Annotated in this window: 23 protein-coding genes; 17 read left to right on the top strand and 6 right to left on the bottom strand. The window is 74.5% G+C overall.

Annotated features, from left to right (window positions below):
- The first annotated feature begins 230 nt into the window (after nucleotides 1–230).
- The 10 genes from G1H19_RS01430 to G1H19_RS01385 all read left to right on the top strand — a co-directional run bounded on the left by G1H19_RS01430 (nucleotide 231) and on the right by G1H19_RS01385 (nucleotide 12,144).
- Nucleotides 231–1,265 (top strand): BMP family lipoprotein, encoded by a 1,035-nt coding sequence (locus tag G1H19_RS01430; RefSeq protein ID WP_152731707.1) that lies wholly within the window; start codon nucleotides 231–233, stop codon nucleotides 1,263–1,265.
- 118 nt (nucleotides 1,266–1,383) lie between these two features.
- Entirely contained in the window at nucleotides 1,384–2,922 is a 1,539-nt protein-coding gene (locus G1H19_RS01425) for an ABC transporter ATP-binding protein (RefSeq protein ID WP_162393234.1), read from the top strand.
- Entirely contained in the window at nucleotides 2,919–4,175 is a 1,257-nt protein-coding gene (locus tag G1H19_RS01420) for an ABC transporter permease (protein WP_152731708.1), read from the top strand. Before G1H19_RS01425 ends, G1H19_RS01420 begins: the two co-directional genes overlap by 4 nt.
- Nucleotides 4,172–5,452, top strand: a complete 1,281-nt coding sequence (locus tag G1H19_RS01415; RefSeq protein WP_152731709.1) for an ABC transporter permease — start codon at nucleotides 4,172–4,174, stop codon at nucleotides 5,450–5,452. The genes G1H19_RS01420 and G1H19_RS01415 overlap by 4 nt, the downstream gene beginning before the upstream one ends.
- Complete coding sequence (locus G1H19_RS01410; protein WP_162393235.1) at nucleotides 5,452–5,895, top strand: cytidine deaminase; 444 nt, start codon at nucleotides 5,452–5,454, stop codon at nucleotides 5,893–5,895. Before G1H19_RS01415 ends, G1H19_RS01410 begins: the two co-directional genes overlap by 1 nt.
- The gene (locus G1H19_RS01405) at nucleotides 5,895–7,166 is read left to right on the top strand and encodes a thymidine phosphorylase (RefSeq protein WP_152731710.1); all 1,272 of its coding nucleotides are present in this window, start codon (nucleotides 5,895–5,897) and stop codon (nucleotides 7,164–7,166) included. Before G1H19_RS01410 ends, G1H19_RS01405 begins: the two co-directional genes overlap by 1 nt.
- Before the next feature lie 85 nt (nucleotides 7,167–7,251).
- Complete coding sequence (locus G1H19_RS01400; RefSeq protein ID WP_202925955.1) at nucleotides 7,252–8,163, top strand: ABC transporter ATP-binding protein; 912 nt, start codon at nucleotides 7,252–7,254, stop codon at nucleotides 8,161–8,163.
- Nucleotides 8,160–8,978 (top strand): ABC transporter permease, encoded by an 819-nt coding sequence (locus G1H19_RS01395; RefSeq protein ID WP_152731711.1) that lies wholly within the window; start codon nucleotides 8,160–8,162, stop codon nucleotides 8,976–8,978. The genes G1H19_RS01400 and G1H19_RS01395 overlap by 4 nt, the downstream gene beginning before the upstream one ends.
- Before the next feature lie 225 nt (nucleotides 8,979–9,203).
- Entirely contained in the window at nucleotides 9,204–10,298 is a 1,095-nt protein-coding gene (locus G1H19_RS01390; RefSeq protein WP_152731712.1) for an adenosine deaminase, read from the top strand.
- 226 nt (nucleotides 10,299–10,524) lie between these two features.
- Nucleotides 10,525–12,144, top strand: coding sequence for a DEAD/DEAH box helicase (locus tag G1H19_RS01385; RefSeq protein WP_152731713.1), 1,620 nt, complete (start codon nucleotides 10,525–10,527; stop codon nucleotides 12,142–12,144).
- A gap of 277 nt (nucleotides 12,145–12,421) precedes the next feature.
- Here the strand turns inward: G1H19_RS01385 and G1H19_RS01380 are convergent, their stop codons facing one another.
- The 5 genes from G1H19_RS01380 to deoC all read right to left on the bottom strand — a co-directional run bounded on the left by G1H19_RS01380 (nucleotide 12,422) and on the right by deoC (nucleotide 18,528).
- Complete coding sequence (locus G1H19_RS01380) at nucleotides 12,422–13,423, bottom strand: ABC transporter substrate-binding protein (RefSeq protein WP_162393236.1); 1,002 nt, start codon at nucleotides 13,421–13,423, stop codon at nucleotides 12,422–12,424.
- A gap of 95 nt (nucleotides 13,424–13,518) precedes the next feature.
- A complete protein-coding gene (locus tag G1H19_RS01375; protein WP_162393237.1) occupies nucleotides 13,519–14,970 on the bottom strand; it encodes a hypothetical protein in 1,452 nt (483 codons plus the stop codon).
- Nucleotides 14,971–15,150: 180 nt separating this feature from the next.
- Complete coding sequence (locus G1H19_RS01370; protein WP_162393238.1) at nucleotides 15,151–16,020, bottom strand: aldehyde dehydrogenase family protein; 870 nt, start codon at nucleotides 16,018–16,020, stop codon at nucleotides 15,151–15,153.
- Nucleotides 16,017–17,462: an aldehyde dehydrogenase family protein gene (locus tag G1H19_RS01365; RefSeq protein ID WP_202925956.1), complete on the bottom strand. Its 1,446-nt coding sequence runs from the start codon at nucleotides 17,460–17,462 to the stop codon at nucleotides 16,017–16,019. The genes G1H19_RS01370 and G1H19_RS01365 overlap by 4 nt, the downstream gene beginning before the upstream one ends.
- 13 nt (nucleotides 17,463–17,475) lie before the next feature.
- Nucleotides 17,476–18,528, bottom strand: a complete 1,053-nt coding sequence (gene deoC / locus G1H19_RS01360) for a deoxyribose-phosphate aldolase (protein ID WP_235928201.1) — start codon at nucleotides 18,526–18,528, stop codon at nucleotides 17,476–17,478.
- A 21-nt stretch (nucleotides 18,529–18,549) separates the two neighbouring features.
- On the opposite strand from deoC, the gene G1H19_RS01355 reads away from it, so the two are divergent.
- From G1H19_RS01355 to G1H19_RS01335, 5 genes are all read left to right on the top strand, one after another.
- Nucleotides 18,550–19,650 carry a calcium:cation antiporter gene (locus tag G1H19_RS01355; protein WP_152731715.1) on the top strand — a complete coding sequence of 367 codons (1,101 nt, stop codon included), beginning with the start codon at nucleotides 18,550–18,552 and terminating at the stop codon, nucleotides 19,648–19,650.
- A gap of 110 nt (nucleotides 19,651–19,760) precedes the next feature.
- Nucleotides 19,761–20,384: a uracil phosphoribosyltransferase gene (upp, locus tag G1H19_RS01350; RefSeq protein WP_162393239.1), complete on the top strand. Its 624-nt coding sequence runs from the start codon at nucleotides 19,761–19,763 to the stop codon at nucleotides 20,382–20,384.
- A gap of 32 nt (nucleotides 20,385–20,416) precedes the next feature.
- The gene (locus tag G1H19_RS01345; RefSeq protein ID WP_152731717.1) at nucleotides 20,417–21,307 is read left to right on the top strand and encodes a Gfo/Idh/MocA family protein; all 891 of its coding nucleotides are present in this window, start codon (nucleotides 20,417–20,419) and stop codon (nucleotides 21,305–21,307) included.
- Nucleotides 21,304–21,711: a DUF805 domain-containing protein gene (locus G1H19_RS01340; RefSeq protein ID WP_162393240.1), complete on the top strand. Its 408-nt coding sequence runs from the start codon at nucleotides 21,304–21,306 to the stop codon at nucleotides 21,709–21,711. The genes G1H19_RS01345 and G1H19_RS01340 overlap by 4 nt, the downstream gene beginning before the upstream one ends.
- 53 nt (nucleotides 21,712–21,764) lie before the next feature.
- Nucleotides 21,765–22,274, top strand: coding sequence for a DUF3291 domain-containing protein (locus tag G1H19_RS01335; protein WP_152731718.1), 510 nt, complete (start codon nucleotides 21,765–21,767; stop codon nucleotides 22,272–22,274).
- Nucleotides 22,275–22,313: 39 nt separating this feature from the next.
- On the opposite strand, the gene G1H19_RS01330 is transcribed toward G1H19_RS01335, so the two are convergent.
- A complete protein-coding gene (locus tag G1H19_RS01330; protein WP_162393241.1) occupies nucleotides 22,314–22,940 on the bottom strand; it encodes a LysE/ArgO family amino acid transporter in 627 nt (208 codons plus the stop codon).
- Nucleotides 22,941–23,016: 76 nt separating this feature from the next.
- Here G1H19_RS01330 and G1H19_RS01325 point away from each other — a divergent pair, with 76 nt between their 5' ends.
- Both G1H19_RS01325 and G1H19_RS01320 read left to right on the top strand, forming a co-directional pair.
- On the top strand, nucleotides 23,017–23,883 hold the full coding sequence (locus tag G1H19_RS01325; RefSeq protein ID WP_152731719.1) for a LysR family transcriptional regulator ArgP: 867 nt from the start codon (nucleotides 23,017–23,019) through the stop codon (nucleotides 23,881–23,883).
- Nucleotides 23,884–23,981: 98 nt separating this feature from the next.
- Entirely contained in the window at nucleotides 23,982–24,593 is a 612-nt protein-coding gene (locus tag G1H19_RS01320; protein WP_162393242.1) for a DUF805 domain-containing protein, read from the top strand.
- Nucleotides 24,594–24,649: the final 56 nt, after the last annotated feature.

Below are 24,649 nucleotides of genomic sequence, written 5' to 3'. Positions count from 1 at the left end.
CGGCGGTGTGTGGTGGGCGTTGCCTGTTGGCAACGATCGGGTCTCGGTCCTTGCCCGAGCTCCGATCCACGCCCCCGGCGCGGTTAGCGTGCCGGAGTCGCCGCGGGCGCGCCCCGACGGGCGCGCGACGGCGGACCAGCGTCGACAGACGAACCACACCCGGGCACGGCCGGCGTCCAGCCGCCGTCGCCCGTTGAGAGAGGAGACCCGTCGTGCGCCGAGTGCGTGGGATGAAGGCTGCAGCGCTGCTGCTGGCCGGCAGCGTGGCCCTGGCCGGCTGTGCCAGCGACAGCGACGACGCCGGGAGCGGCGCGAGCGGCTCCGCCGAGAGCGGTGACCTGAAGATCGGGCTCGCCTACGACACCGGCGGCCGGGGCGACAAGTCCTTCAACGACTCGGCCTACGCCGGCGTCGAGGCAGCGATCGCCGACGTCGGCGGCACGGTGCAGGAGGCCTCGCCCAACGCCGACGCCTCCGACCGCGCCGACCTGCTGACCCAGCTGGCCGACCAGGGCTACAACCCGGTCATCGCCGTGGGGTTCGCCTACAGCGACGTGATCGGCGAGGTCGCCGAGCAGTACCCGGACGTGACCTTCGCCCAGGTCGACGGCTCGGTCGACGACGCCGGCAACCCGGACAACATGACCGGCCTGCTGTTCGCGGCCAACCAGGGTTCCTTCCTCGGTGGCGTCGCGGCCGCGCTGAAGAGCGAGACCGGCCAGGTCGGCTTCGTCGGCGGCGTCGAGACCCCGCTGATCCAGAGCTTCCAGGCGGGGTACGAGGCCGGCGCCAAGGCGGTCAAGCCGGACATCGTCGTCACCTCGCAGTACATCTCCCCGGCCGGTGACTTCTCCGGGTTCAACGACCCGGCCCGCGGCCAGATCGTGGCCCAGGGCATCTACGACGGCGGTGCCGACATCGTCTACGCCGCCGCCGGCGGTTCCGGCATCGGTGTCTTCCAGGCCGCCGTGGCCTCCGGCAAGCGGGCCATCGGGGTCGACTCCGACCAGTACGAGTCGGTCGACGACCCGGCGCTCCAGCCGGTGATCATGACCTCGGTGCTGAAGCGGGTCGACCTCGCCGTCCAGGCGTTCATCACCGACTTCGCCGACGGCTCCGTCGAGGGCGGCACCGACGTGGTCAACGACCTCTCCACCGACGGCGTCGGCCTGGCCACCTCCGGTGGCTTCATCGAGGACATCCAGTCCCAGATCGACGACTACAAGCAGCAGATCATCGACGGGGAGATCACCGTCCCCGAGTGACGGCCCGTCGCTGCGACGGGTCGGTCGATCGGCGGGTCCGGGCGGTGTGCACCACGCCCGGGCCCGCCGTTCTGCGTGTGTACCGTCAGCGCGTCCCGCAGCCCCCGAAGGAGATCGAGTGACCGACCCGGCCCCCCTGGCAGTCGAGCTGCGCGGCATCACGAAGCGGTTCCCGGGCGTGGTCGCCAACCGCGACATCGAGCTGCGGGTGCGCCGCGGCGAGGTGCACGCGATCGTGGGCGAGAACGGCGCCGGCAAGTCGACGCTGATGAAGACGCTCTACGGCATGCACCGGCCCGACGAGGGCCAGATCCTGCTGGACGGCCGCGAGGTGTCGTTCAAGAGCCCCGGCGACGCGATCGCCGCCGGCATCGGGATGGTGCACCAGCACTTCATGCTCGCCGACAACCTGACCGTGCTGGAGAACGTGGTGCTGGGCGCGGAGCGGTCGCACGGCATCGGCGCCGGTGCCCGCCGCCGGATCAGCGAGATCTCCGAGGCGTACGCGCTCGGCCTGGACCCCGACGACCTGGTCGAGGACCTCGGCGTCGGGGACCGGCAGCGGGTGGAGATCGCCAAGGTGCTCTACCGCGGCGCCACCACGCTCATCCTGGACGAGCCGACCGCGGTGCTCGTGCCGCAGGAGGTCGACGAGCTGTTCGGCAACCTCGCCGAGCTCAAGCGCGAGGGCCTGACGGTCATCTTCATCTCGCACAAGCTGGACGAGGTGCGCAAGGTCGCCGACGCGATCACCGTCATCCGCCGCGGCACCACCGTCGGCACCGCCGACCCGGCGACGACCACGGCCAAGCAGCTGGCCGAGCTGATGGTCGGCGCCGAGCTGCCCACCCCGCAGACCCGCGCCTCCACCGTCCGGGACACCCCGGTGCTGGAGCTCCTCGGGGTCACGGTGGCCTCGCCGGGCGGCCGGCCGGCCGTCGACGACGTCACGCTCACCGTGCGCGAGGGCGAGGTCGTCGGCATCGCCGGCGTCGAGGGCAACGGCCAGGCCGAGCTGGTCGACGCGGTCATGGGCCTGCGACCGCTGGCCGCGGGCACCATCCGGCTCGGCGGCGAGGACGTCACCGCCTGGACCACCCGGCGCCGCCGCGAGGGCGGCGTGGGCTTCATCCCGGAGGACCGGCACCGGCAGGGCATGCTGCTCGACGCGCCGCTCTGGGAGAACCGCATCCTCGGCCACCAGACCCGGCCGCCGGCCGCCAGCCGACGCGGCCGGGGCCTGTTCATCGACCGCAAGGCCGCCCGGGCCGACACCGCCCGGATCATGAGCGAGTACGACGTGCGCGCCCCCGGACCGGACACCCCGGCGGTGGCCCTGTCCGGCGGCAACCAGCAGAAGCTGATCGTCGGCCGGGAGATGAGCGCGCACCCGCGGGTGCTCATCGCCGCCCACCCGACCCGCGGCGTCGACGTCGGCGCGCAGTCGGTGATCTGGGAGCTGCTCAAGGACGCCCGGGCCGAGGGCATGGGCATCGTGCTGATCTCCGCCGACCTGGACGAGCTGATCGGCCTGTCCGACACCCTGCACGTGATGCTGCGCGGCGCCGTCGTCGCCACGCTGGACCCGGCGCAGGTCACGCCCGAGCAACTCGGCGGGCACATGACCGGCGCCGTCGCCGGGACCGGTGCCCGATGAGCGCGCTGCGCCGCGTCGGGCAGGGCCTGCTGGCCCCCGCCCTCGCCGTGGTGGCCGCCGTGCTGATCTCCGGGCTGGTCATCGCCGCGATCGGTGAGGACCCGTTCCGCGCGCTGGAGGTCATGCTCGACTTCGGGGACACCCCGCAGCAGCAGGTCACCGCCATCGTCGTCGTGCTCAACCGGGCGGTGCCGCTGTTCCTGGCCGGGCTCGCCGTGGCCGTCGCCTTCCGGATGGGCCTGTTCAACATCGGCGTCGAGGGCCAGTACCGGATGGCCACCATCCTGTCCGCCGCCGCCGGCGCCGCGGTCTCGCTGCCCGCCCCGCTGCACGTGCTGTTCATCGTCGTCGTCGCGATGCTGGTCGGCGCGCTCTGGGCCGGCATCGTGGCCGTGCTGAAGGTGACCCGCGGGGTCAGCGAGGTGATCAGCTCGATCATGCTCAACTTCATCGCCGTCGGCTCCGCGTCCTTCCTGCTCACCGGGCCGCTGCGGGGCAGCGAGGAGGGCGCCTCCATCGTCACCACGAAGGAGATCGGCGAGTCGGGCTGGATGCCCAGCCTGAACGGGGTGCTCGACGTCCTCGGCCTGGAGAACCCGCCCCGCCAGCTGTACGGCTTCCTGCTGGTGGCCGTCGTCGTCGGCGTGGTGGTCGCAGTGCTGCTCAAGCGCACGCGGTTCGGCTTCGACCTGCGGGCCAGCGGCCTGTCGCCGTCGGCCGCGTCGGCCAGCGGTGTCGACGCCCGCGCCATGGTGGTCAAGACGATGCTCATCTCCGGTGCGATCGCGGGGATGATCGGCCTGCCCGACCTGCTGGGCAACGACCACCAGTACGGCACGGAGTTCACCTCCGGGCTCGGCTTCCTGGGCATCGCGGTGGCGCTGCTGGGCCGCAACAACCCGGTGGGCATCGCCTTCGGCGCGCTGCTGTTCGCCTTCCTGGACCGGGCCTCGGTGCCCCTGCAGCTGGCCCAGATCCCGTCCTCGGTGGTCACGATCATCCAGGGCACGATCGTGCTCTCGGTGGTCATCGCCAACGAGCTGGCCCGGCGGCTGGCCCGCCGGCAGGCCGAGGGCGGTGCTGCCCCGGCGGTCTCGCCCCCGACGTCGGGTGACGGCAGCACCGGCGGCGGACCCGGTGGCGGTGGGCCCGGTGGCGGGCCCGGCGGCGGCGGCGCCCCACCGGACGGGGCCGGCGGTGGGCTGGGCGCCGACGCAGGGTCGACCGGCACGCGACAGGGAGCACCGGCATGAGCACGTCCACGCACGCCGCCCCGACGGCGACCCGCCGCGGGCCCTTCGCCGAGCTGTTCCTCGGTGGCGGCCGCGCCCGGCGGGTGACCTGGCTGCTGGTCGGCGTCATCGTGCTGGTCTCCGCGGTGCGGGTGATCAGCGGCGAGCAGGCGCTGACGTCGTCCTCCACGTTCGCCGCGGCCCTGCTGCTCACCGTGCCGCTGGCGCTCGCCGGGCTCGGTGGGCTCTTCGCCGAGCGCGCCGGCGTGATCAACATCGGCCTGGACGGGATGATGATCCTGGGCACCTGGGGCGCCGGCTACGGCGGCTACCAGTGGGGCTGGGGCGGGGCGCTGGCCGTCGGCATCCTGATGGGCGCGCTCGGTGGGCTGCTGCACGCGGTGGCCACGGTGGGCTTCGGCGTCGACCACACCATCTCCGGCGTGGCGATCAACATCCTCGCCGCCGGCGTCGTGCGGTTCCTGTCCGAGTCGCTGTACACCGACAACCCCGCCGGGGGCGGGCCCACCCAGTCCCCGGCGCTGAGCAGCCGCCCACCGACGGTGTCGCTGCCGGTGCTGTCGTCCGGGCCGGACCTGCTGGGCGACCTGGAGGCCAAGCGGTGGTTCCTGCTCTCCGACGTCGCCGGCCTGCTGCGCGGGCTGACCAACGACGTCGGCGTGCTGACCATCGTCGCGGTGCTGCTCATCCCGCTGACCTTCCTGCTGCTGTGGCGCACCGCCTTCGGGCTGCGGCTGCGCTCCTGCGGGGAGAACCCGGCGGCCGCGGACTCCCTCGGCGTGCCGGTGTACCGGCTCAAGTACCTCGCCGTGATCGTCTCCGGCGCGCTGGCCGGCATGGGCGGGGTCTTCCTGGTCTTCATCGCCAACATCTACCGCGAAGGCCAGACCAACGGCCGGGGCTACATCGGCCTGGCCGCGCTGATCTTCGGCAACTGGCGGCCCGGGGGCCTGGCCGCGGGCGCGGGCCTGTTCGGCTTCTCCGACGCCCTGCAGCTGCGCAGCCGCACCGCCGTCGTCGCGCTGCTGCTGCTGGTCGCGGTGCTGCTGGCCGGGGTGGCCGCCTACCAGGCCTACCGGGGGCGCGTGCTGCAGGCGGGGCTGGCCGGGGCGTTCGCCGTCGCCTCGCTCGTGGCCTACGTGCTCATCGACGAGCTGCCCCCGGGCATCGTCTCCTTCACCCCCCACCTGACCACGCTGCTGGTGCTGTCGCTGGCCTCGCAACGGCTGCGACCACCCAAGGCCGACGGCCTGGTCTACCGACGAGGAGAGCACTAGTGGACGTCGACTGGGACGCCCTGCGGACCGCTGCCCGCGAGGCCATGACGCACGCCTACGCCCCCTACTCGTCCTTCCCGGTCGGCGTGGCCGGCCTGGTGGACGACGGCCGGGTGGTCACCGGCTGCAACGTGGAGAACGCCAGCTACGGCCTCGGCCTGTGCGCCGAGTGCGGCATGGTGAGCGACCTGGCCCGCAGCGGCGGCGGCCGGCTGGTGGCCGTGGCCTGCGTCGGCGGGGACGGCCGGCCGCTGATGCCCTGCGGGCGCTGCCGGCAGCTGCTGTGGGAGCACGGCGGCGCCACCATGCTCATCGAGACCGTCTCGCTGGGCATCGTGCCGATGAGCGAGGTGCTGCCCGACGCCTTCGGCCCCGAGGACCTCCTGGCGGCTGCCGCCACGCGGCCTGCCGGGGACACGGCCGCGGCCGGGCGGGAGGCCTGATGGACGCCATCGACGTCATCCGCGCCAAGCGGGACGGCGACCGGCTCAGCGCCGAGCAGATCCGCTGGGTGATCGCCGCCTACACCGACGGCCGGGTGCCCGACGAGCAGATGAGCGCCCTGCTGATGGCGGTCTTCTTCCGCGGCATGGACGGCGACGAGCTCGCCGTCTGGACGCAGTCGATGATCGACTCGGGTGTCCGCAAGGACCTCTCCTCCCTCGGCCGGCCCACCGCCGACAAGCACTCCACCGGCGGCGTCGGTGACAAGATCACGCTGCCGCTGGCGCCGCTGGTCGCGGCCTGCGGCGTGGCCGTGCCGCAGCTGTCCGGCCGGGGGCTGGGCCACACCGGCGGCACGCTGGACAAGCTGGAGGCGATCCCCGGCTGGCGGGCCTCGCTCACCGACGCCGAGTACATCGGCCAGCTGCGCGACGTCGGCGCGGTGATCTGCGCCGCCGGCAACGACCTGGCTCCGGCGGACAAGCTGCTCTACGCGCTGCGCGACGTCACCGGCACCGTGGAGTCGATCCCGCTGATCGCCAGCTCGATCATGAGCAAGAAGATCGCCGAGGGCGCCGACGCGCTGGTGCTGGACGTGAAGACCGGCTCCGGGGCGTTCATGCGCGACACCGACGACGCCCGCACGCTGGCCCGCACCATGGTCGGGCTGGGCACGGCCGCCGGGGTGCGCACCGTCGCGCTGGTGACCGCGATGGACCGCCCGCTCGGCCGGGCCGCCGGCAACGCCGTGGAGGTCGCCGAGTCGGTGGAGGTGCTGGCCGGCGGTGGCCCGGCCGACGTGGTGGAGCTGACCCTCGCTCTGGCCCGGGAGATGCTGGCCGGGGTGGGTCGCTCCGACGTCGACCCGGCCGAGGTGCTGGCATCGGGCCGGGCCATGGACGCGTGGCGGGCGATGATCGCCGCCCAGGGCGGCGACCCGGACGCGGCGCTGCCGCAGCCGCGGGAGCGGCACGTGGTCACCGCGCCGGCCACCGGCACGCTGACCCGGCTGGACGCCTACGCGGTCGGGGTGGCCGCCTGGCGCCTGGGCGCGGGCCGGGCGCGCAAGGAGGACCCGGTGTCGGCGTCCGCCGGTGTGGTCTGGCACGCCGGGGTGGGGGAGCAGGTCACCGCCGGGCAGCCCCTGCTGGAGCTGCACACCGACGACGCCGCGCGCCTGCCCCGGGCGCTGGAGGCCCTGGAGGGCGCGGTGGGCGTGGACACCGACGACGTCCTGCTGCCCCTGGTGCTGGAGCGGATCACCGCCTGAAGGAGGGCCCCCGGCCCCCGCCACGCGCGAGCTCGCGGCGGGACCCTGCCGGGGGCCACAGCGAGGGCGTGGACACTGTGACCTCATGACCAGCACGTCGACCTCCGTCGCCCCGGGCCGCAGCCAGCCGCTGGACGACGATGCCGCGATCAGCATCCGGGGTCTGGTGAAGCGCTACGGCGAGCGGCCCGCCGTCGACGGGCTGGACCTGGACATCCGCCGGGGCGAGATCTTCGCGCTGCTCGGGCCGAACGGCGCCGGCAAGACCACCACGGTGGAGATCTGCGAGGGCCACCGCGACCGGGACGGCGGCGAGGTGCGGGTGCTGGGTGTCGACCCGGCCGTCGGCGGCCGGGCGTGGAAGGCGGGCATCGGCATCGTGCTGCAGAGCGGCGCGGGCGACTCGGCGCTCAGCTGCCTGGAGCTGCTCGGCGCCCAGGCCGCCTACTACGCCGACCCGCGGGACCCCGCGGAGGTGCTGGAGCTGGTCGGGCTGGGTGACAAGGCCGGGGCCCGCGGCCGCACCCTGTCCGGCGGCCAGCGCCGCCGGCTCGACGTGGCCCTGGGGATCGTCGGCCGGCCCGCCATGCTGTTCCTGGACGAGCCGACCACCGGCTTCGACCCCGAGGCGCGCCGCCGCTTCTGGGAGCTGATCCGTTCGCTGCGCGACCTCGGCACCACGATCCTGCTCACCACGCACTACCTGGACGAGGCCGAGGCGCTGGCCGACCGGGTCGGGGTGATCACCCGCGGCCGGCTGGTCGAGGTCGCCGTACCGGCTGAGCTGGGCGGCCGGGGACGGGCGCCGGCGGTGGTCCGCTGGAGCGAGGACGGCCGGCGCCGGTCGGCGGACACCGCCACCCCGACGGCGTTCGTGCTGGACCTGGCCGCCCGCCTGGGCGGGGAGGTGCCCGAGCTGTCGGTCGCCCGGCCGACCCTGGAGGACGTGTACCTGACCATGATCGCCGAACCCGCCGCCGAGGAGGTGCCGGCATGAGCGCGCTGCAGCAGCACCCGGCGCTGCCGTCGCTGGGGTCGGTCTACCGCACCCGCGCCGGCGTGGAGGTCAAGGAGTTCTTCCGGCAGCGGGAGTCGGTGGTCTTCACCGTCTTCTTCCCGGTGGTGCTGCTGCTCGGCCTGGGCGCGGTGCTCGACTACGACATCGGCTACGGCGTGACGTTCCCGCAGTACTTCATGGCCGGCGTGGTCACCGCGGGCGTGGTCGGCTCCAGCCTGCAGAACATGGCCATCCACATCGCCGGCGAGCGGTCCGACGGCACGCTCAAGGGCCTGGCCGGCACGCCGATGCCGCCGAGCGCCTACTTCGTGGGCAAGATCGTGCAGGTCCTCGCCGTCACGGTGGTGACCGTCGGCGTCCTGCTGGCGGTGGGGGTGCTGGTCTACGGCATCGACCTGCCCTCGGGCACGCAGTGGCTCACCTTCACCTGGGTCGTGCTGCTCGGGGCGGCGGCCTGCACGCTGGTCGGCATCGCCGTGTCCAGCCTGGCCCGCAGCGGCCGGTCCGCCTCGGCGATGATCACGCCGCTGGCGCTGATGCTGGAGTTCATCTCGGGGGTGTTCATCCAGTTCTCCCAGGTGCCCACCTGGCTGCAGACCGTCGCCTCGCTGTTCCCGGTGAAGTGGATGGCCCAGGGCCTGCGCTCGGTGTTCCTGCCCGCGGAGCTGGCCGCCGAGGAGCCGGCCGGCACCTGGGAGCTGGGCCGGGTCGCCCTCGTCCTGGGCCTGTGGTGCGTGCTGGGCCTGGTGCTCTGCGTGCGCACCTTCCGCTGGGTCGACCGCGCCGACCGCTGACGCCGCCGACCGGCAGCGTCGATCAGCTGAGCTGATCACCGTCCCGCCAAGCTCACCAGCGTTGGTGCACCTGGCCGGACATAGCTGAGCCCGGCCGCCCCGCGCCGGCAACGGGTCCCCGATCGAGTGGGGGCCCGGAGGGTCCCCCGAGGAGGCGGACACGCTCGCCGCCGCCGCGGGAGGGCTCCTGGCCGCGGTCGGAGTCCGGAGGACGACAATCGGACAATGCCCGCCCCACTCACGCACGAGTCGATCGCCCGCGCCCCCAAGGTCCTGCTGCACGACCACCTGGACGGCGGTGTGCGCCCCAGCACGATCCTCGAGCTGGCGGACGAGGCCGGCTACCGCGACCTGCCCGCGTCGGACGCCGACGCACTGGGCCGCTGGTTCCGCGAGTCGGCCGACTCGGGCTCGCTGGTGCGCTACCTGGAGACGTTCGCGCACACCGTCGCGGTGCTGCAGCGCCCGGAGGGCCTGCACCGGGTGGCCCGGGAGTGCGCCCTGGACCTCGCTGCGGACGGCGTCGTCTACGCCGAGGTGCGCTACGCGCCGGAGCTGTCCACCGCCGGGGGCCTGGCGATCGAGGCGGCCGTGGAGGCGATGCTCGACGGGTTCGCCGCCGGCTGCGCGGAGGCCGCGGTCTCCGGCACGCCGGTCCGGGTGACGGCGCTGCTGTGCGCGATGCGCCAGGCCGACCGCTGGGACGAGGTGGCCGGGTTGGTGGTCCGCTACCGCGACGCCGGGGTCGTGGGCTTCGACCTGGCCGGCCCGGAGATCGGCTTCCCGCCGGACCGGCACCCCTCGGCGATCGCGCTGCTGGACGACGCCGGCGCGCACCGCACGATCCACGCCGGTGAGGCCGCCGGCACCGACTCGATCCGGGCCGCGCTGGACGGCGCCCGGGCCGAGCGGCTGGGCCACGGGGTGCGGATCGCCGACGAGGTGTCCGCCGACGGGACGCTTGGGGAGCTGGCCCGGCGGGTCCGCGACGAGGGCGTGGTGCTGGAGCTGGCGCCGTCGTCCAACGTGCAGACCGGGGCGTACCCGAGCCTGGCCGAGCACCCGGTCGACCGGCTGCGCCGGCTCGGCTTCGCGGTGACGGTGAACACCGACAACCGGCTGATGAGCGGGGTCTCGGCGACCAGCGAGCTGGCCGACGTCGCCGCCGTCCACGGGTGGGGCTGGGACGACGTCCAGACGGTCACGGAGCGGGCGCTGGCTGCCGCGTTCGTGGGCGAGGCGGAGCGGGCGGCGCTGCTCGCCGACGTCGTCCGGCCGGGGTTCGCGGCGCTGCGCGAGGCCTCCGTCCGGGGTGGGTGACCGCGCACACCCTGCTCAGGGGAATGCCGAGTGGCACCACGCTGCTAACCTGAGCGAGTCGGCGTCGCCGGCCATCCTCCCGGACGGTCCTGTCCGGGTACATGCGCACCGTGCAGATCCCACGTCACACCGACGCGGCCGATCGCCAGTGAGGGCAGCTCCGTCGACACCGGGCCGCCCCGCACCACGTACGGGACGCACCCCGATACATCGGAGTCCCTCCAGAATGTCCCTGCTCCACCCTGTCGACACCCAGACGAACACCACCCAGGACGCCCCCGAGGTCACCGCCTCGGACGCCCCCGTCACCGAGGCCACCGCCTCCGACGCCCCCACTCCCGCAGCCGAGCCCACCGGGCCGAGCTTCGCCCAGCTGGGCCTGCCCCAGCCGCTGGTGACCGCCCTGGAGCGCAAGGGGATCACCCACCCGTTCGCCATCCAGACCGTGGCCCTGCCGGACGCCCTCGCCGGGCGCGACGTGCTGGGCAAGGCCGCCACCGGTTCCGGCAAGACGCTGGCCTTCGGCCTGCCGCTGCTGGCCCGCCTCGGCGCCGAGCCGCTGCAGGGCCGCCGCGCCCCCCGCGGCCTGGTCCTCGTGCCCACCCGTGAGCTGGCCCAGCAGGTGCACGACGCGCTGGCCCCGCTGGCGCAGTCGATCGGCGTCCAGCTGGCCGCCGTGTACGGCGGTGCCTCGATGTACCGCCAGATCCAGCAGCTGCGCCGCGGCGTGGACGTCGTCATCGCCACCCCGGGCCGGCTGCAGGACCTGATCAACCAGCGCGAGTGCTCCCTCGAGGAGGTCTCGATCGCGATCATCGACGAGGCCGACTTCATGTCCGACCTCGGCTTCCTGCCGGTGGTCAAGGAGCTGCTCGACCAGACCCGCAACGACGGCCAGCGGCTGCTGTTCTCGGCCACGCTGGACGGCGAGGTCGACACCCTGGTCCGCCGCTACCTCAAGGACCCGGCGCGTCACTCGGTGGTCACCGCCGCCGACGCCGCCCCGCCGGCCGAGCACGTCGCCTACAGCGTGTCCTTCCCGGACAAGCTCAAGGTGACCGAGCAGATCGCCGCCCGCCCGGGCCGCACCATCGTCTTCGTGCGCACCCAGCACGGCGCCGACCGGCTCGCCGGCAACCTGCAGGCTCTCGGCATCGGTGCGGAGGCCATCCACGGTGGCCTGCCGCAGGCCGCCCGCCGCCGCGCGCTGGAGGCGTTCACCGACGCCCGCAGCCCGGTGCTCGTGGCCACCGACGTCGCCGCCCGCGGCATCCACGTCGACGACGTCTCGCTGGTCGTGCACTACGACCCGCCGGCCGACCACAAGACCTACCTGCACCGCTCCGGCCGCACGGCCCGCGCGGGTGCCGGCGGCAAGGTCGTCTCGCTGCTGCTGCCCGACCAGGTGGGCCAGGCCAAGCGCCGCTTCCGCCAGGCCGGCATCGACACCGGCGTCAGCCGGATCCGTCCGGGCGACGCCCCGATCGGCGAGCTCGTCGCCAGCGGCGTGCACGTGGAGCCGGTGCAGCGCCCGGTGCGCTCGAGCCGTCCGGCCGGTGCCGGCGGCGGGCGTCCCCGCCGCGACGGTGGCCGCCCGTCCTCGGGTGGTCGCTCCTACGGCGAGCGTTCCTCGAGCTCGTCCTACGGTGAGCGCTCGACCGGTGGCTCCTACGGCGACCGCCGTCCCGCCCCCGACCGCGGTGCCCGCAGCGACCGGCCGTCCTTCGGTGACCGTCGTCCCAGTGGTGACGGCCGCGACCGTCGCCCCGCGGGTCCCCGCCCGCAGGGCGAGGGCTACCGCTCCACCGGCCGGCCCACCAGCCGCCCGGCGCGCTTCAGCGACTGACGAAGGGCCCCGGTGCCCCCGGCCGACGCTCCGCGCCGGCCGGGACCCTGCACCGGGGCCTGACAGCGGCCGGTCCCGGGTACCCCGGGGCCGGCCGCTGTCGTCTGTCCGGGCACCCCCGGCGAGCCCGCTCCGCGGGCCCGCCCCCTCCCGGCCAGCCCTGCTCGCCTGCTGGCTCCTGCGGTGATCATGGACCTGCGTGAGCGACACGCTGGCGCGTCCCTCACGCAGGTCCATGATCACCGGTGACTGGAGCAGCTGGGCTGGCGGGAGCAGGTCAGGTGAGGGCGGGCACGGGGGTGGCCGGGTCGCCGTCGGCGGCGGCGGCCAGGGCGGGCACGACCCGGTCCAGCAGGAACGGCAGCGACAGCGGGCTGCCGAAGCCGAGCGCGGCGGACACGTCACCGGCGTAGCCGCCGAGCAGCACGGTGCGGCGCTGCGTCACGACGTCGAGGGCGGAGAACAGCGCGTCGGCGTCGGCGTCGGCGTGGTCGTAGCCGTTCACGGCGAGCACGTCGGCCTCCAGCAGGTCCAGCCGCTCCGGGCTGACGTCGGTGCTGGCGTCGGGCACGGTGAAGCCGAGGTCGGCGAAGAACTGGGTGCGCAGGTCGTCGGCACCCAGCAGGTAGTGCCCGGAGCCCACCCCGGTCAGGTCCACGGCCATCGAGCTGCCGGTGAAGCCGGGGTTGTCGGCGACCGCCTGCGCGAAGCGGCCCTCGACGTCGTCGACCAGCGCCTGCGCCTCGTCCTCCCGGCCCAGCGCCTGGCCGGTCAGCAGCGTCTGCTCCTGCCAGGGGGTGGCGCCGTCGGGGTGCTCGCCGGTCTGCGCGAGCGTCGGGGCGATCTTCGCCAGCTGGTAGTAGGTGGCCCGGTCGATGAAGGAGTAGACGCCGACGATCAGGTCGGGCTGCAGCGCGGCGACGGCCTCCAGGTCGATCTCCTCGGCGCCGACGGTCGGGATCTCCTCCGCCGGCAGCAGGTCCTGGGCCCAGGGGCGGGCGGTGGCGTCGTAGTCGCCGAGGTTCTCCCGCTCGCCGACCGGGGTCACGCCGAGCGCGAGCACGAAGTCCTGGTCGTTGAAGCCGACGGTGACCACGCGCTCGGGCTCGGCCGGGATCTCCGTGGTGCCGAACTTCGTGTCGATGCTGACCGGGAACGCACCCGACGAGGACGAGCCGGCGGCCGGTGCCGTGTCGTCCGATCCGCCGCAGGCGGTCAGCCCCGCGACGAGGGCGCCGACGACGGCGAGACGGGCGGTGAGACGGGACGAGCGGTGCACGGGGCGGACTCCTCGACAGCAGGGCAGGACGGGCGCTCAGGCTAGCCTGTCCTAAGAACACCCCGGCGTGCTGTCGGCGACCGGGGCGGTCGCGCCTAGTCGCGGAAGACCAGCGCGCTGCCGACCTCGGTGGTCAGCGTCCGCCACGCCGGCGCGAGGACGGCGGCGTCCGCGGCGGTGAGCGTGGCCTGCGGGCTCTGCTCGGCGCGGGTCAGGGCCTGCCCCAGCGGCGTGCTGGGCGCCAGCAGCGGCTCGACGCGGTCCAGGCCGGCGTACTCGGCGAGGTCGCGGACGCCCTCGACCGGCTGCAGCAACGCCTCCAGGGGCACCAGCCCGGCAGCGCCGTCGGCCACCTCCTGCAGCACGTCGCCGAAACCGACCAGGTCGTAGCGGTCCTGGTCGGCGGGCAGCGGGCGGGCGTCGGTGGCCACGACCTCCACCCACGAGGCGATGTCGGAGAGGTCGTGCTGCTCGTCGCCGTCCACGAAGCGGGACAGGTCCTCCGGTGTGGCGAAGAGGAACACCTCGCCGTCCCGGCCGAGGAACCGCGCCTCGTCGTCGACGTAGCAGCGCAGCGTGAGCCCGGCCCCCTCGGGGACGACGACCTCCACGGGCAGGATCCCGACGCCCTCCCAGAACTCGGCGGCCGCGGACACCTCGGCGGTCGTCGCGGTCACCCGGCTGCCGCTGCCCAGCCCGCCGGCGACCGCGGCGGGTGCGCTCGTGGGCGGTCGGGTGGCTGCCGGGGCACTGACGGCGGACGGGGCGTCGTCGTCCTCGTCGTCCAGCTCCTCGGGGTCGTCGTCCCGCTCGGCCTCCTCGGCGGCCGACGGGTAGGCGCCGAGCTCGACGCCGGCGGCGTCGGTCAGGTCCAGGTGGTCCGACAGCTCCTCGAGCACGTCCTCCCACAGCTCGTCCAGCGCCGTGCCCAGGCGGATCCAGGCCTCCTCGCCGGCACGGCCCAGGAACGCCTCGATCCCAAGGGACAGCAGCGCGGTCTCGGGCCGGGACATCAGCTCCGCGAGCGCCTCGAACTCGCCGTCGTCCTCGTCCTCGTCGTCGTCCTCGACAGGTGCGGCGTCGGCGTCGGCGTCGGCGGCCGGGGCGGCCGCGGCAGTGCGCGGGGCGGGGTCGTCCTCGTCGTCCTCGTCGTCCTCGACGTCGAGGCACTCGGCGAGCCGGCCGACGATGTCCAGCGTGGCCGCCAGCTCTTCCACGGCCCAGCGGTCCGGGTTCTCCGCGGCGATGTCGTAGACGGCGTCCAGGTCGTAGCGGTGGTCGTCGTCCGGGGTGAGGTCGGCGGCGCCGAGGCCGACGACGACCGGCCACACCGGGTGGTCGACGAGGTCGTGGTCGCGGGCGGTGCGGCAGAACGCCGCCAGCGCCGCGGGGCTCGGGAACAGGTGCACCCGGGCGACGCCGTCAGCGGTGCTGCCGAGGAAGGCCTGCCACTCCTCGCCGTCCTCGTCCCAGGGTGGGGCCCACAGGGTGTAGCCGGTGCGGTCGTCGATGGTGAGGGCGATCGGGACGATGCTGGGCCTGGCCACGGGGTGATCCTGCCCGATGACCCCGTGTGCCCGCTGCCCGGTTCCTCCGAGGCCGACCGGAGGCCCGGGGGAGGGGCTCGCCTACCCGGGCCCCGGGCGTCACAGACCGATCGGATGCCGGTGGGAGGACCTCGTCCTCCCCACCCTTCGCACGCTCAGGGCGGGACCCGGGACGAGGCCTCACAACCCGATCGGATGCCACACCGTCTTCGTCTCCAGGAACGGTGTCATCCGGGACAGGCCGGGGTCGGCGCTCCAGTCCGGCTCCTCGGCCGTCCCGCGGAGCACCCGCTTCAGCGTGCCCGCAGCCGACCGCTCCAGCTCCATGGCCAGCCGGGTCGGTGCGCCGGTCAGGTCGATGCCGTCGACGTCAGCGTGCTCGGCCAGCCACGGGCCGATCTCGGCGGCGTCCCCGGTGAGCAGGTTCGCCACGCCCCCGGGCACGTCGGAGGTGGCCAGCACCTCACCCAGGGTCACCGCCGGGAGCGGCCGGTCGTGGCTGGTGACCACGACGGCGGTGTTGCCGGTGGCGAGCACCGGGGCCAGCACGCTGACCAGGCCGAGCAGCGAGGAGCGCTGCGGCGCCAGCACGGCGACCACCCCGGACGGCTCCGGGATCGAGAAGTCGAAGTAGGGGCCGGCCACCGGGTTGGTGCCGCCGAGCACGGCGCTGAGCTTGTCGGTCCAGCCCGCGTACCAGACCCACCGGTCGATCGCGGCGTCCACCGACGCGCGGGCGCGGGCGGCGGACAGCCCCTCACCGGCGGCGACCTCATCGGCGAACTGCGCGGCGCGGCCCTCCATGACCTCGGCCACCCGGTAGAGCACCTGGCCGCGGTTGTAGGCGGTGGCCCCGGACCAGCCGGCGACGGCGGCCCGCGCGGCGACGACGGCGTCCCGGGCGTCCTTGCGGGAGGCCCAGGCGGCGTTGGCGACGAACCGGCCGCGGGCGTCGGTCACCGGGTAGGTGCGACCGGACTCCGAGCGGGGGAACTTCCCGCCCAGGTAGAGCTTGTAGGTCTTGCGCACCTCGAGCCGGTCGGTGCTCACTCGGAGGCCCCCTTCAGGTAGGCGGTGAGCCCGTGCCGGCCACCCTCGCGGCCGTACCCGGACTGCTTGTAGCCGCCGAAGGGCGACGTGGGGTCGAACTCGTTGAAGGTGTTGGCCCAGACGACGCCGGCCCGCAGCCTGCTGGCGATGGAGAGGATCCGGGAGCCCTTCTCGCTCCAGATGCCGGCCGACAGCCCGTAGGTCGTGTTGTTCGCCTTGGCGACGGCCTCGTCGGGGGTGCGGAAGGTGAGCACCGACAGCACCGGCCCGAACACCTCGTCGCGGGCGATCCTCATGGCGGGGGAGACGTCGGTGAACACGGTCGGCTTGAACCAGAAGCCCCGGTCGGGCAGCACGCCGTCGGGCTGCCAGCAGGTGGCGCCCTCGGTCTCGCCGATGCCGGTCAGCTCGGTGATCCGGGCCAGCTGTGCCGCGGAGTTGATCGCGCCGATGTCGGTGTTCTTGTCCAGCGGGTCGCCCACCCGCAGCGTGCCGATCCGGCGCTGCAGCGAGGCGACCACCTCGTCGTGCACCGACTCCTGCACCAGCAGCCGGGAACCGGCGCAGCACACGTGGCCCTGGTTGAAGAAGATGCCGCGCACGATGCCCTCGACGGCCTGGTCGACCGGGGCGTCGTCGAAGACGATGTTCGCCGCCTTGCCGCCCAGCTCCAGGGTGACCGACTTGCGGGTGCCGGCCACCGCGCGGGCGATCGACCGGCCCACCTCGGTGGAGCCGGTGAACGCGACCTTGTCGACGTCCGGGTGCTCGACGACGGCCCGGCCGGTGTCACCCGCGCCGGTGACGATGTTGACCACGCCCGGCGGCAGGTCGGCCTGCTGGCAGACCTCGGCGAACAGCAGCGCCGTCAACGGCGTCGTCTCGGCCGGCTTGAGGACGACGGTGTTGCCGGTCGCCAGGGCCGGGGCGACCTTCCACGCCAGCATCAGCATCGGGAAGTTCCACGGGATCACCTGGCCGGCGACCCCGCGCGGGCGGGGGCTGCTGCCCAGGCCCACGTGGTCGAGCTTGTCCGCCCAGCCGGCGTGGTAGAAGAAGTGCGCCGCGGCCAGGGGCAGGTCGACGTCGCGGGACTCCCGGATCGGCTTGCCGTTGTCCAGGGACTCCAGGACGGCGAACTCCCGGGCCCGCTCCTGCAGCAGCCGGGCGATCCGGTACAGGTACTTGCCGCGGTCGGCCGGGCGCATCGGGCCCCAGGTGCGGGTGAAGGCGCGCCGGGCGGCCTTGACCGCGCGGTCGACGTCGGCGTCGGTGCCGGTGGCGACCTCGCTCAGCACCTCCTCGGTGGCCGGGTCGACCGTCTTCAGCGGTGTGCCGCCGCCCTCGGTGAACTCGCCGTCCACGAACAGGCCGTAGCTCGGCCGGATGTCGACGATGGAGCGGGACTCCAGGGCCGGTGCGTACTCGAACAGGCTGGTCATCAGTCGGTCCCCATCAGTCGATGCTCACGTGGTCGGGGCCGGAGTAGTGGCCGGTGCGGAGCTTCTGGCGCTGCAGGAGCAGGTCGTTGAGCAGGCTGGAGGCGCCGAAGCGGAACCACTCCGGGGACAGCCAGTCCGCGCCGACGGTCTCGTTGATCAGCACCAGGTGCTTGACGGCGTCCTTGGTGGTGCGGATGCCGCCGGCGGGCTTGACGCCGATCTGGACGCCGGTGGTGGCGCGGAAGTCGCGGACCGCCTCCAGCATCACCAGGCAGACCGGCAGGGTCGCCGCGGGGGACACCTTGCCGGTGGAGGTCTTGATGAAGTCACCGCCGGCCAGCATCGCCAGCCAGGACGCGCGGCGGGCGTTGTCCAGGGTGACCAGCTCGCCGGTCTCCAGGATGACCTTGAGGTGCGCGGTCCCGCAGGCCTGCTTGACCGCGACGATCTCCTCGTAGACGTCGAGGTAGCGCCCGGCCAGGAACGCCCCGCGGTCGATGACCATGTCGATCTCGTCGGCGCCGTTGCCCACCGCGTCGCGGACGTCGGCCAGCTTCACCTCCCGGCTGGCCCGCCCGCTCGGGAAGGCGGTGGCGACGGCGGCGGTGTGGATGCCCGTGCCGGCCAGCGCCTCGCTGGCCACCCCGGCCAGGTCGCCGTAGACGCAGACCGCGGCGACCGGCGGGCACGTGGGGTCCTCCGGGTCGGGGCGCCGGGCCTTGGCGGCCAGCGAGCGCACCTTGCCCGGGGTGTCCGAGCCCTCCAGCGTGGTCAGGTCGACCATGGAGATGGCGGTGTCGATGGCCCAGGCCTTCGCCGTCGTCTTGATCGATCGGGTGCCGAGCACCGCCGTGCGGGCCTGCGCGCCGACCTGGTCGACGCCGGGCAGGCCGTGCAGGAAGGCGCGGAAGGCGGAGTCGGAGGCGACGACGTCGCGGAACGGGGCGGGAGGGCCGTCACCGGACGGCGTCGGGGACGGCGCGCCGGACAGCGCGTCCGCGTCGAGCACGTGGGTCATGGCGGCCATCATCCCCTGCGCCCCGCGGTGCCGGACGTGGCCGGGCACGGGTGTGCCAGCGTGGTGGGCATGGCCATCTCGACCGGTTCCCCGCTGACGTCCTGGACGACCGCCGCCCCGGTGCTGGCGATGGTGGTCCTGGCGGCGAGCTGGGGCCGCGACCTCGCCGTGCCGGTGGCCGTGGTGGTGGGCGTGGTGCTCATGGGTGCCGTGCTCGCCGCGGTGCACCACGCGGAGGTCGTGGCACTCCGGGTGGGCGAGCCGTTCGGGTCGCTGGTGCTCGCGGTCGCGGTCACCGTCATCGAGGTCGGGCTGATCGTGACGCTGATGGTGTCCGGCGGGCCGGAGACGGCGTCGCTGGCGCGGGACACCGTCTTCGCCGCGGTGATGATCACCTGCAACGGCATCGTCGGCCTGTCCCTGCTGCTCGGGGCGCTGCGGCACGGGCTGGTGTCCTTCAACGCCGAGGGCACCGGTGCGGCGCTGGCGACCGTGGCCACCCTCGCCGTGCTCACCCTCGTGCTGCCCACCTCGACGACGTCGCGCCCCGGACCGGAGTTCTCCCCGGCGCAGTTGGCGTTCGCGGCGGTGGCGTCGCTGGCCGTGTACGGCGCGTTCGTGGTGACCCAGACCGTCCGGCACCGCGACTTCTTCCTGCCGGTGACGCCCGCCGGTGAGGTCCTCGGCGACGACGCGCACGCCGAGCGGCCCTCGCCGCGGACGGCGCTCACCTCGCTGGGGCTGCTGGTCGTGGCGCTGGTGGCGGTGGTCGGCCTGGCGAAGGTGCTCTCGCCGTCCATCGAGGCGGGGGTGGCGGCGGCGGGCGCCCCGCAGTCGTTCGTCGGCGTGGTCATCGCGCTGCTCGTGCTGCTGCCGGAGACCATCTCCGCCGGCCGGTCGGCGGTCCGGGACCGTGTGCAGACCAGCCTCAACCTGGCATTCGGCTCGGCGATGGCCAGCATCGGGCTCACGATCCCCGCGATCGCGTTGGCCACCGTCTGGCTCGACGGCCCGCTGCTGCTGGGGCTGGGCCCGACCCAGACGGTGCTGCTCGCCGTCACCGTCGTCGTCGGCGTGCTCACCGTGGTGCCCGGGCGGGCGACCCGGCTGCAGGGCGCGGTGCACCTGGTGCTGCTGGCGGCCTTCCTCTTCCTCGCCGTCGCCCCCTGATCCCCTGCCGCCGCACCCGGGCGCACCACCCGCTCCCGCCATGACGGCCACTTCTGCGCCGCCTCCATGGCCATGACGGCGGGAGGGTGGTGGCGGATACGGTGTCGCGCGTGCAGCTCACCGTGGTGGACCACCCGCTCGCCCGCGCCCGCCTGTCGACGATGCGGGACGAACGCACCGGCAACGCCGCGTTCCGCGCCGCGCTGCGCGACCTCACCCAGATGCTGGTCTACGAGGCCACCCGGGACCTGGCGCTCGCCGAGTCGACCATCCAGACCCCGGTCACCTCGACGACGGGCTACCGGCTGGCCGCGCCGCCGCTGATCGTGCCGGTGCTGCGGGCCGGCCTCGGCATGGCCGACACCGCGCACGGCATGCTGCCGGAGTCGCAGATGGGCTTCGTCGGCCTGGCCCGCAACGAGGTCACCTTCTCCCCCGAGGCCTACATGGCCTCGCTGCCCGAGACCCTGGTGGACCGGGACGTGTTCCTGCTCGACCCGATGCTGGCCACCGGTGGATCGCTGGTGCACTGCTTCGGTCTGCTCACCTCCCGCGGCGCCACCTCGATCACGGTGCTCTGCGCGCTCGCCGCGCCCGAGGGGCTGCGCCGGCTGGAGGAGAGCGGGGTGCCGCTGCGGGTGTTCACCGCCAGCATCGACGAGGGCCTGAACGAGAACGCCTACATCGTCCCGGGCCTCGGGGACGCCGGCGACCGCCAGTTCGGCGCGGTCTGACCCGGGAGGTCGGGGACAGGGCGGGGGCGGGCATGCGCTTCGGGGTGCTGGGCACCGGTCACTGGGCGCGCACCGTGCACGCCGCGGCGCTGCGCGCCCACCCCACCGCCGAGCTGGTCGCGGTGTGGGGCCGGGACGCTGCCCGCGCCGACGCCGCCGGGGCCGAGTTCGACGTCCCGGGCAGCACCGACCTGGCCGACCTGCTGGACCGGGTCGACGCCGTCTCGATCGCGGTGCCGCCGGACGTGCAGGTACCGCTGGCCGTCCAGGCAGCCGAGGCGGGCCGGCACCTGCTGCTGGAGAAGCCGGTCGCGCTCACCGTCGCCGACGCCGACCGGGTGGCGGACGCCGTGCGCCTCGCCGGCGTAGGGTCCGTCGTCTTCTTCGCCGCCCGCTTCCACGCGGCGACGTCGACCTGGCTGGCGCAGGCGGCGCGCACCCCGCTGGCGGGTGGGGCGGTCAGCTGGCTGGGCTCGGTGGCAGGCACCCCGTTCGGGGACAGTGCCTGGCGGCTGGAGCACGGCGCGCTGTGGGACCTCGGCCCGCACGCCCTGTCGCTGCTGGTGCCGGCGCTCGGTCCGGTCACCTCGGTGCAGGCCGGTGGCGGGCTGGGCGACACCGTGCACCTGGTGCTGCGGCACGAGGGCGGCGCCGCGAGCACCGTGACGCTCTCGTTGACCGCGGCACCGCTGTCCGGCGGCAGCGAGGTCTGGCTGCACGGGGAGGGCGGGCGGCTGGTGCTGCTGCCCGAAGGCGACGACAGCGCCGTAGGCGCGCACCAGGTCGCGGTCGACGAGCTGTCGGCCGCCGCGCTGACCGGCGGCGTGCACCCCTGCGACGTCGGCGTCGGCCGGGAGGTGACCGCGGTGCTCGCCGCGGCGCAGCGCGCACTGGCCAGCGGCTGCCGGGAGCCGGTCCGGTGAGCTGGCTGGTGCCGACCGGCCGGCTGCGGCGCCGCGACTGGTGGCTGCGCTACCTGCTCCTGCTGCTGGTGCTCGGGGTCGTCGCCCCCGCGGTGGACACGGCCTGGTTCCCGGACAGCTACCCGCGTCTGGACCGCGACAGCGGCATCTCGCTGCTCTGGCCCGGCCCGCAGCAGGGCGGCCCGGTGACCGTGGTGAGCGCGCTGGTGCTGCTGGCCCCGGCCGTGGCGGCGATGGTCACCCGGCTGCACGACCGCGACCACTCCGCCTGGTGGCTGCTGTGGAACCTGCTGCCGGGGCTGGGCACGTTCGTCCTGTTCGTGACCGTCGGTCTGCTCGGCAGCCGCCCGGAGCCGAACCGCTACGGCCCGGTCCCGGGCCACGTGGCGGCGCAGTCACGCTAAGGCTCGCCGCCGCAGCCGATCCGCCGGCCCGGGCGGGCCGCTACGGTGCCGGCATGGCCGTCGACCTCGCCCAGGTGAACGTCTCGCGGCTGCTCGCCCCGCTGGAGTCGGCCCTGCTGGCGCCCTTCGTCGCCGCGCTGGACGAGGTGAACGCCGAGGGCGACCGGGCGCCCGGCTTCCTGTGGCGGCTGCAGACCGAGGACGGCAACGCGACCGCGGTCGAGGCATTCGGCTGGGACGTGGCCGGCAGCCACGGCGTCATCGTCAACCTGACCACCTGGACGTCGGTCGAGACGCTCGCCGACTTCGTCTTCGCCGGCCGGCACCTGGACATCATGCGGCGCCGCCGCGAGTGGTTCGCCCGGGCCACCGAGGCCACGACGGCGCTGTGGTGGGTGCCGGCCGGTCACCGGCCGTCGACCGACGAGGCCGAGGACCGCGTCCGCCGGCTGCGCCGGGACGGACCCACCGTCGATGCATTCACCCTGCGCCACCCGTTCGCGGCTCCGGGGCACGTCGGCCCGCCGCCGCGCGCGGGCGACGACCGGCTCTGCCCGGCCTGAGCCGCGGCGTCGGTCGGGCTGACGCCCAGCGGTCGGGCCTCAGCCGCCGGTGACGCCGCGGACGGCGAGCGAGACCGCCAGCGCCACCATGACGACGGCGATGACCGCGTCCAGCACCCGCCAGGCCGCCGGGCGGGCGAACACCGGCCGCAGCAGCCGGGCGCCGTAGCCCAGGCCGCTGAACCACAGCACGCTGCCGAGGGCGGCCCCTCCGCCGAACCACCAGCGCTGCCCGTCGTGCGTGCTGGCCAGCGAGCCGAGCAGCACCACGGTGTCCAGGTAGACGTGCGGGTTGAGCCAGGTCAGCGCCAGCGCGGTGGTCACCGTGGCCGCCAGCCCCGTGCGGGCCCCGGAGGCGTCGGGCAGCAGGGCGGCGGGCCGCAGTGCCCGGCGGGCGGCCATCAGCCCGTAGACCAGCAGGAACGCCGCGCCGGCGAAGCAGACGACGGTCACCACGCCCGGTGCCCGGGTCACCAGCGCCCCGGCGCCGGCCACCCCGGCGGCGATGAGCACGGCGTCGGACAGGGCGCAGACGCCGACGACGGCGGCCACGTGCTCCAGGCGCAGGCCCTGGCGGAGCACGAAGGCGTTCTGCGCGCCGATCGCGACGATCAGCGACAGGCCCAGACCCAGGCCGGAGAGGGCAGCGAGCAGTGCGGGGGACACGGCAGGGACGCTAGGACGGCGACCGCGGCGCCGCCCTGCACGTTCCTCATGCGCCGTCAGTTGATCTGATGCAGCGATGGACCTCGACCAGCTGCGTGCGTTGAGCGCCACCGTCGCCGCCGGCAGCCTGGACGCGGCCGCCCGCGCGCTGCACGTGACGCCGTCGGCGGTCAGCCAGCGGCTCAAGGCACTGGAGACCGCGACCGGGCAGGTCCTGCTGGTGCGTGGCCGGCCCGCGCGCCCGACCGCCTCGGGTGAGGTGCTGCTGCGGCTGGCCCGGCAGGTAGAGCTGCTCACCGCCGACGCCGTCCGGGAGCTCGGCGGTGCGACCGAGAGCCGCCCGGCGACGCTGCCGATCGCGGTCAACGCCGACTCGCTGGCCACCTGGGTGCTGCCGGCGCTGGCACCGCTGGCCGGGGAGGTGGCCCTGGACCTGCACGTCGCCGACCAGGCACGCACCAGCGAGCTGCTGCGCGCCGGCACCGTCATGGCGGCTGTCACCGACACGGCCGACCCGCTCCCCGGGTGCAGCTCCACCCCGCTGGGCTCGATGCGCTACCGCCCTGCGGCGACGGCCGCCTACCTGGCGCGGTGGCTGCCCGACGGTCCCGCGGCCGAGGCGCTGGAACGCGCCCCGGTCGTGGTCTTCGACCGAACCGACGACCTGCAGGCCGCCCAGCTGCGCGCCCGCGGCGTCGACCCGGCGCGGCCGCCGGTGCACCACGTGCCGTCGTCGGCGGACTTCCTGCACGCCGTCCGGCTGGGCATGGGGTGGGGCATGGTGCCCGACCTGCAGGACGTGGAGGGTGACCTGGTCGAGCTGGGCACCGACGGCGCCGTCGACGTCACCCTGTACTGGCAGCAGTGGCGGCTGCGGTCGCCGTCACTGGACCGGGTCGGTGCTGCCGTCCTCGAGGCGGCGGGTCGGGCGCTGCGGCGCTGACGTGCGTCCGCGGGTGGCACGTCGGTGCACGGCCCGGGAGCAGATGAGGCAGGCTGCGCGTCGGGAGTCGGCCGCACGGCCGACGGGGGAGGAGTCTCGTGACCTGGGGCCAGTGGTACCTGCGACGTGGGCGCATCGACCGCGCGACGTTCTGGCTGCACTACTTCCTCCCGATCGCCGGGATCGGTTTCGTGCTGTCGCTGGTCGACCAGTACGTGCTCGGCTTCGAGCCCCTGGTCGCGACGACGGCCGCGGACGGGACGATCTCCCTGAGCGGGTCGTTCTCCGGCCCGCTCGCCGGCATCTTCTCGGTGGCGACGATCGTGCCGTCCGTCTCCTCGGCGGTGACACGGCTGCACGACCGCGGGCACTCGGCCTGGTGGTTGCTGGTCATCCTGGTGCCCTTCGTGGGCGGCATCCTGCTGCTGGTCCAGATCGGGTTCCTGCCGGGCAACGGCGGGCCCAACCGGTACGGGCCGCCCCCCGGTCAGCTGTACGCGGACGCGGGCCCCGGGCAGTACGGGCAGTCGGTCGGTCACGGCGAGCAGCCCGGGTGGGGTCAGCAGCCGGGCTGGGGTCAGCAGCCCGGTCGGGGCCAGGCGCCGGGCGACGGGCAGCAGTGGGGCTACGGGCAGCAGTCCGGCTACGGCCAGGTGCAGGGCCCGCGCGGCCCCGAGGACGACCCGGACTGGGGCCGGCCCCGCAGCTGACCGCACCTCACCCGGACGGGTGGGACCGCCCGCCGGACCCGTGACTCAGCGGCCAC

This window comes from Goekera deserti, from assembly GCF_010685995.1.
GTDB lineage: Bacteria > Actinomycetota > Actinomycetes > Mycobacteriales > Geodermatophilaceae > Goekera > Goekera deserti.
The sequence above is the reverse complement of the archived record's forward strand: the minus strand, read 5'-3'. Positions and strand labels throughout refer to the sequence as shown.

Bases quoted from the DNA above. Each gene is read 5' to 3' on its own strand.
- G1H19_RS01400 (WP_202925955.1), top strand. From the start codon at position 7,252: ATGACCAGCACGTCGACCTCCGTCGCCCCGGGCCGCAGCCAGCCGCTG.
- G1H19_RS01345 (WP_152731717.1), top strand. From the start codon at position 20,417: ATGCGCTTCGGGGTGCTGGGCACCGGTCACTGGGCGCGCACCGTGCAC.
- G1H19_RS01430 (WP_152731707.1), top strand. From the start codon at position 231: ATGAAGGCTGCAGCGCTGCTGCTGGCCGGCAGCGTGGCCCTGGCCGGC.
- G1H19_RS01325 (WP_152731719.1), top strand. From the start codon at position 23,017: ATGGACCTCGACCAGCTGCGTGCGTTGAGCGCCACCGTCGCCGCCGGC.
- G1H19_RS01420 (WP_152731708.1), top strand. From the start codon at position 2,919: ATGAGCGCGCTGCGCCGCGTCGGGCAGGGCCTGCTGGCCCCCGCCCTC.
- G1H19_RS01405 (WP_152731710.1), top strand. From the start codon at position 5,895: ATGGACGCCATCGACGTCATCCGCGCCAAGCGGGACGGCGACCGGCTC.
- G1H19_RS01355 (WP_152731715.1), top strand. From the start codon at position 18,550: ATGGCCATCTCGACCGGTTCCCCGCTGACGTCCTGGACGACCGCCGCC.
- G1H19_RS01390 (WP_152731712.1), top strand. From the start codon at position 9,204: ATGCCCGCCCCACTCACGCACGAGTCGATCGCCCGCGCCCCCAAGGTC.
- G1H19_RS01385 (WP_152731713.1), top strand. From the start codon at position 10,525: ATGTCCCTGCTCCACCCTGTCGACACCCAGACGAACACCACCCAGGAC.
- G1H19_RS01415 (WP_152731709.1), top strand. From the start codon at position 4,172: ATGAGCACGTCCACGCACGCCGCCCCGACGGCGACCCGCCGCGGGCCC.
- G1H19_RS01365 (WP_202925956.1), bottom strand. From the start codon at position 17,462: ATGACCAGCCTGTTCGAGTACGCACCGGCCCTGGAGTCCCGCTCCATC.
- G1H19_RS01335 (WP_152731718.1), top strand. From the start codon at position 21,765: ATGGCCGTCGACCTCGCCCAGGTGAACGTCTCGCGGCTGCTCGCCCCG.
- G1H19_RS01395 (WP_152731711.1), top strand. From the start codon at position 8,160: ATGAGCGCGCTGCAGCAGCACCCGGCGCTGCCGTCGCTGGGGTCGGTC.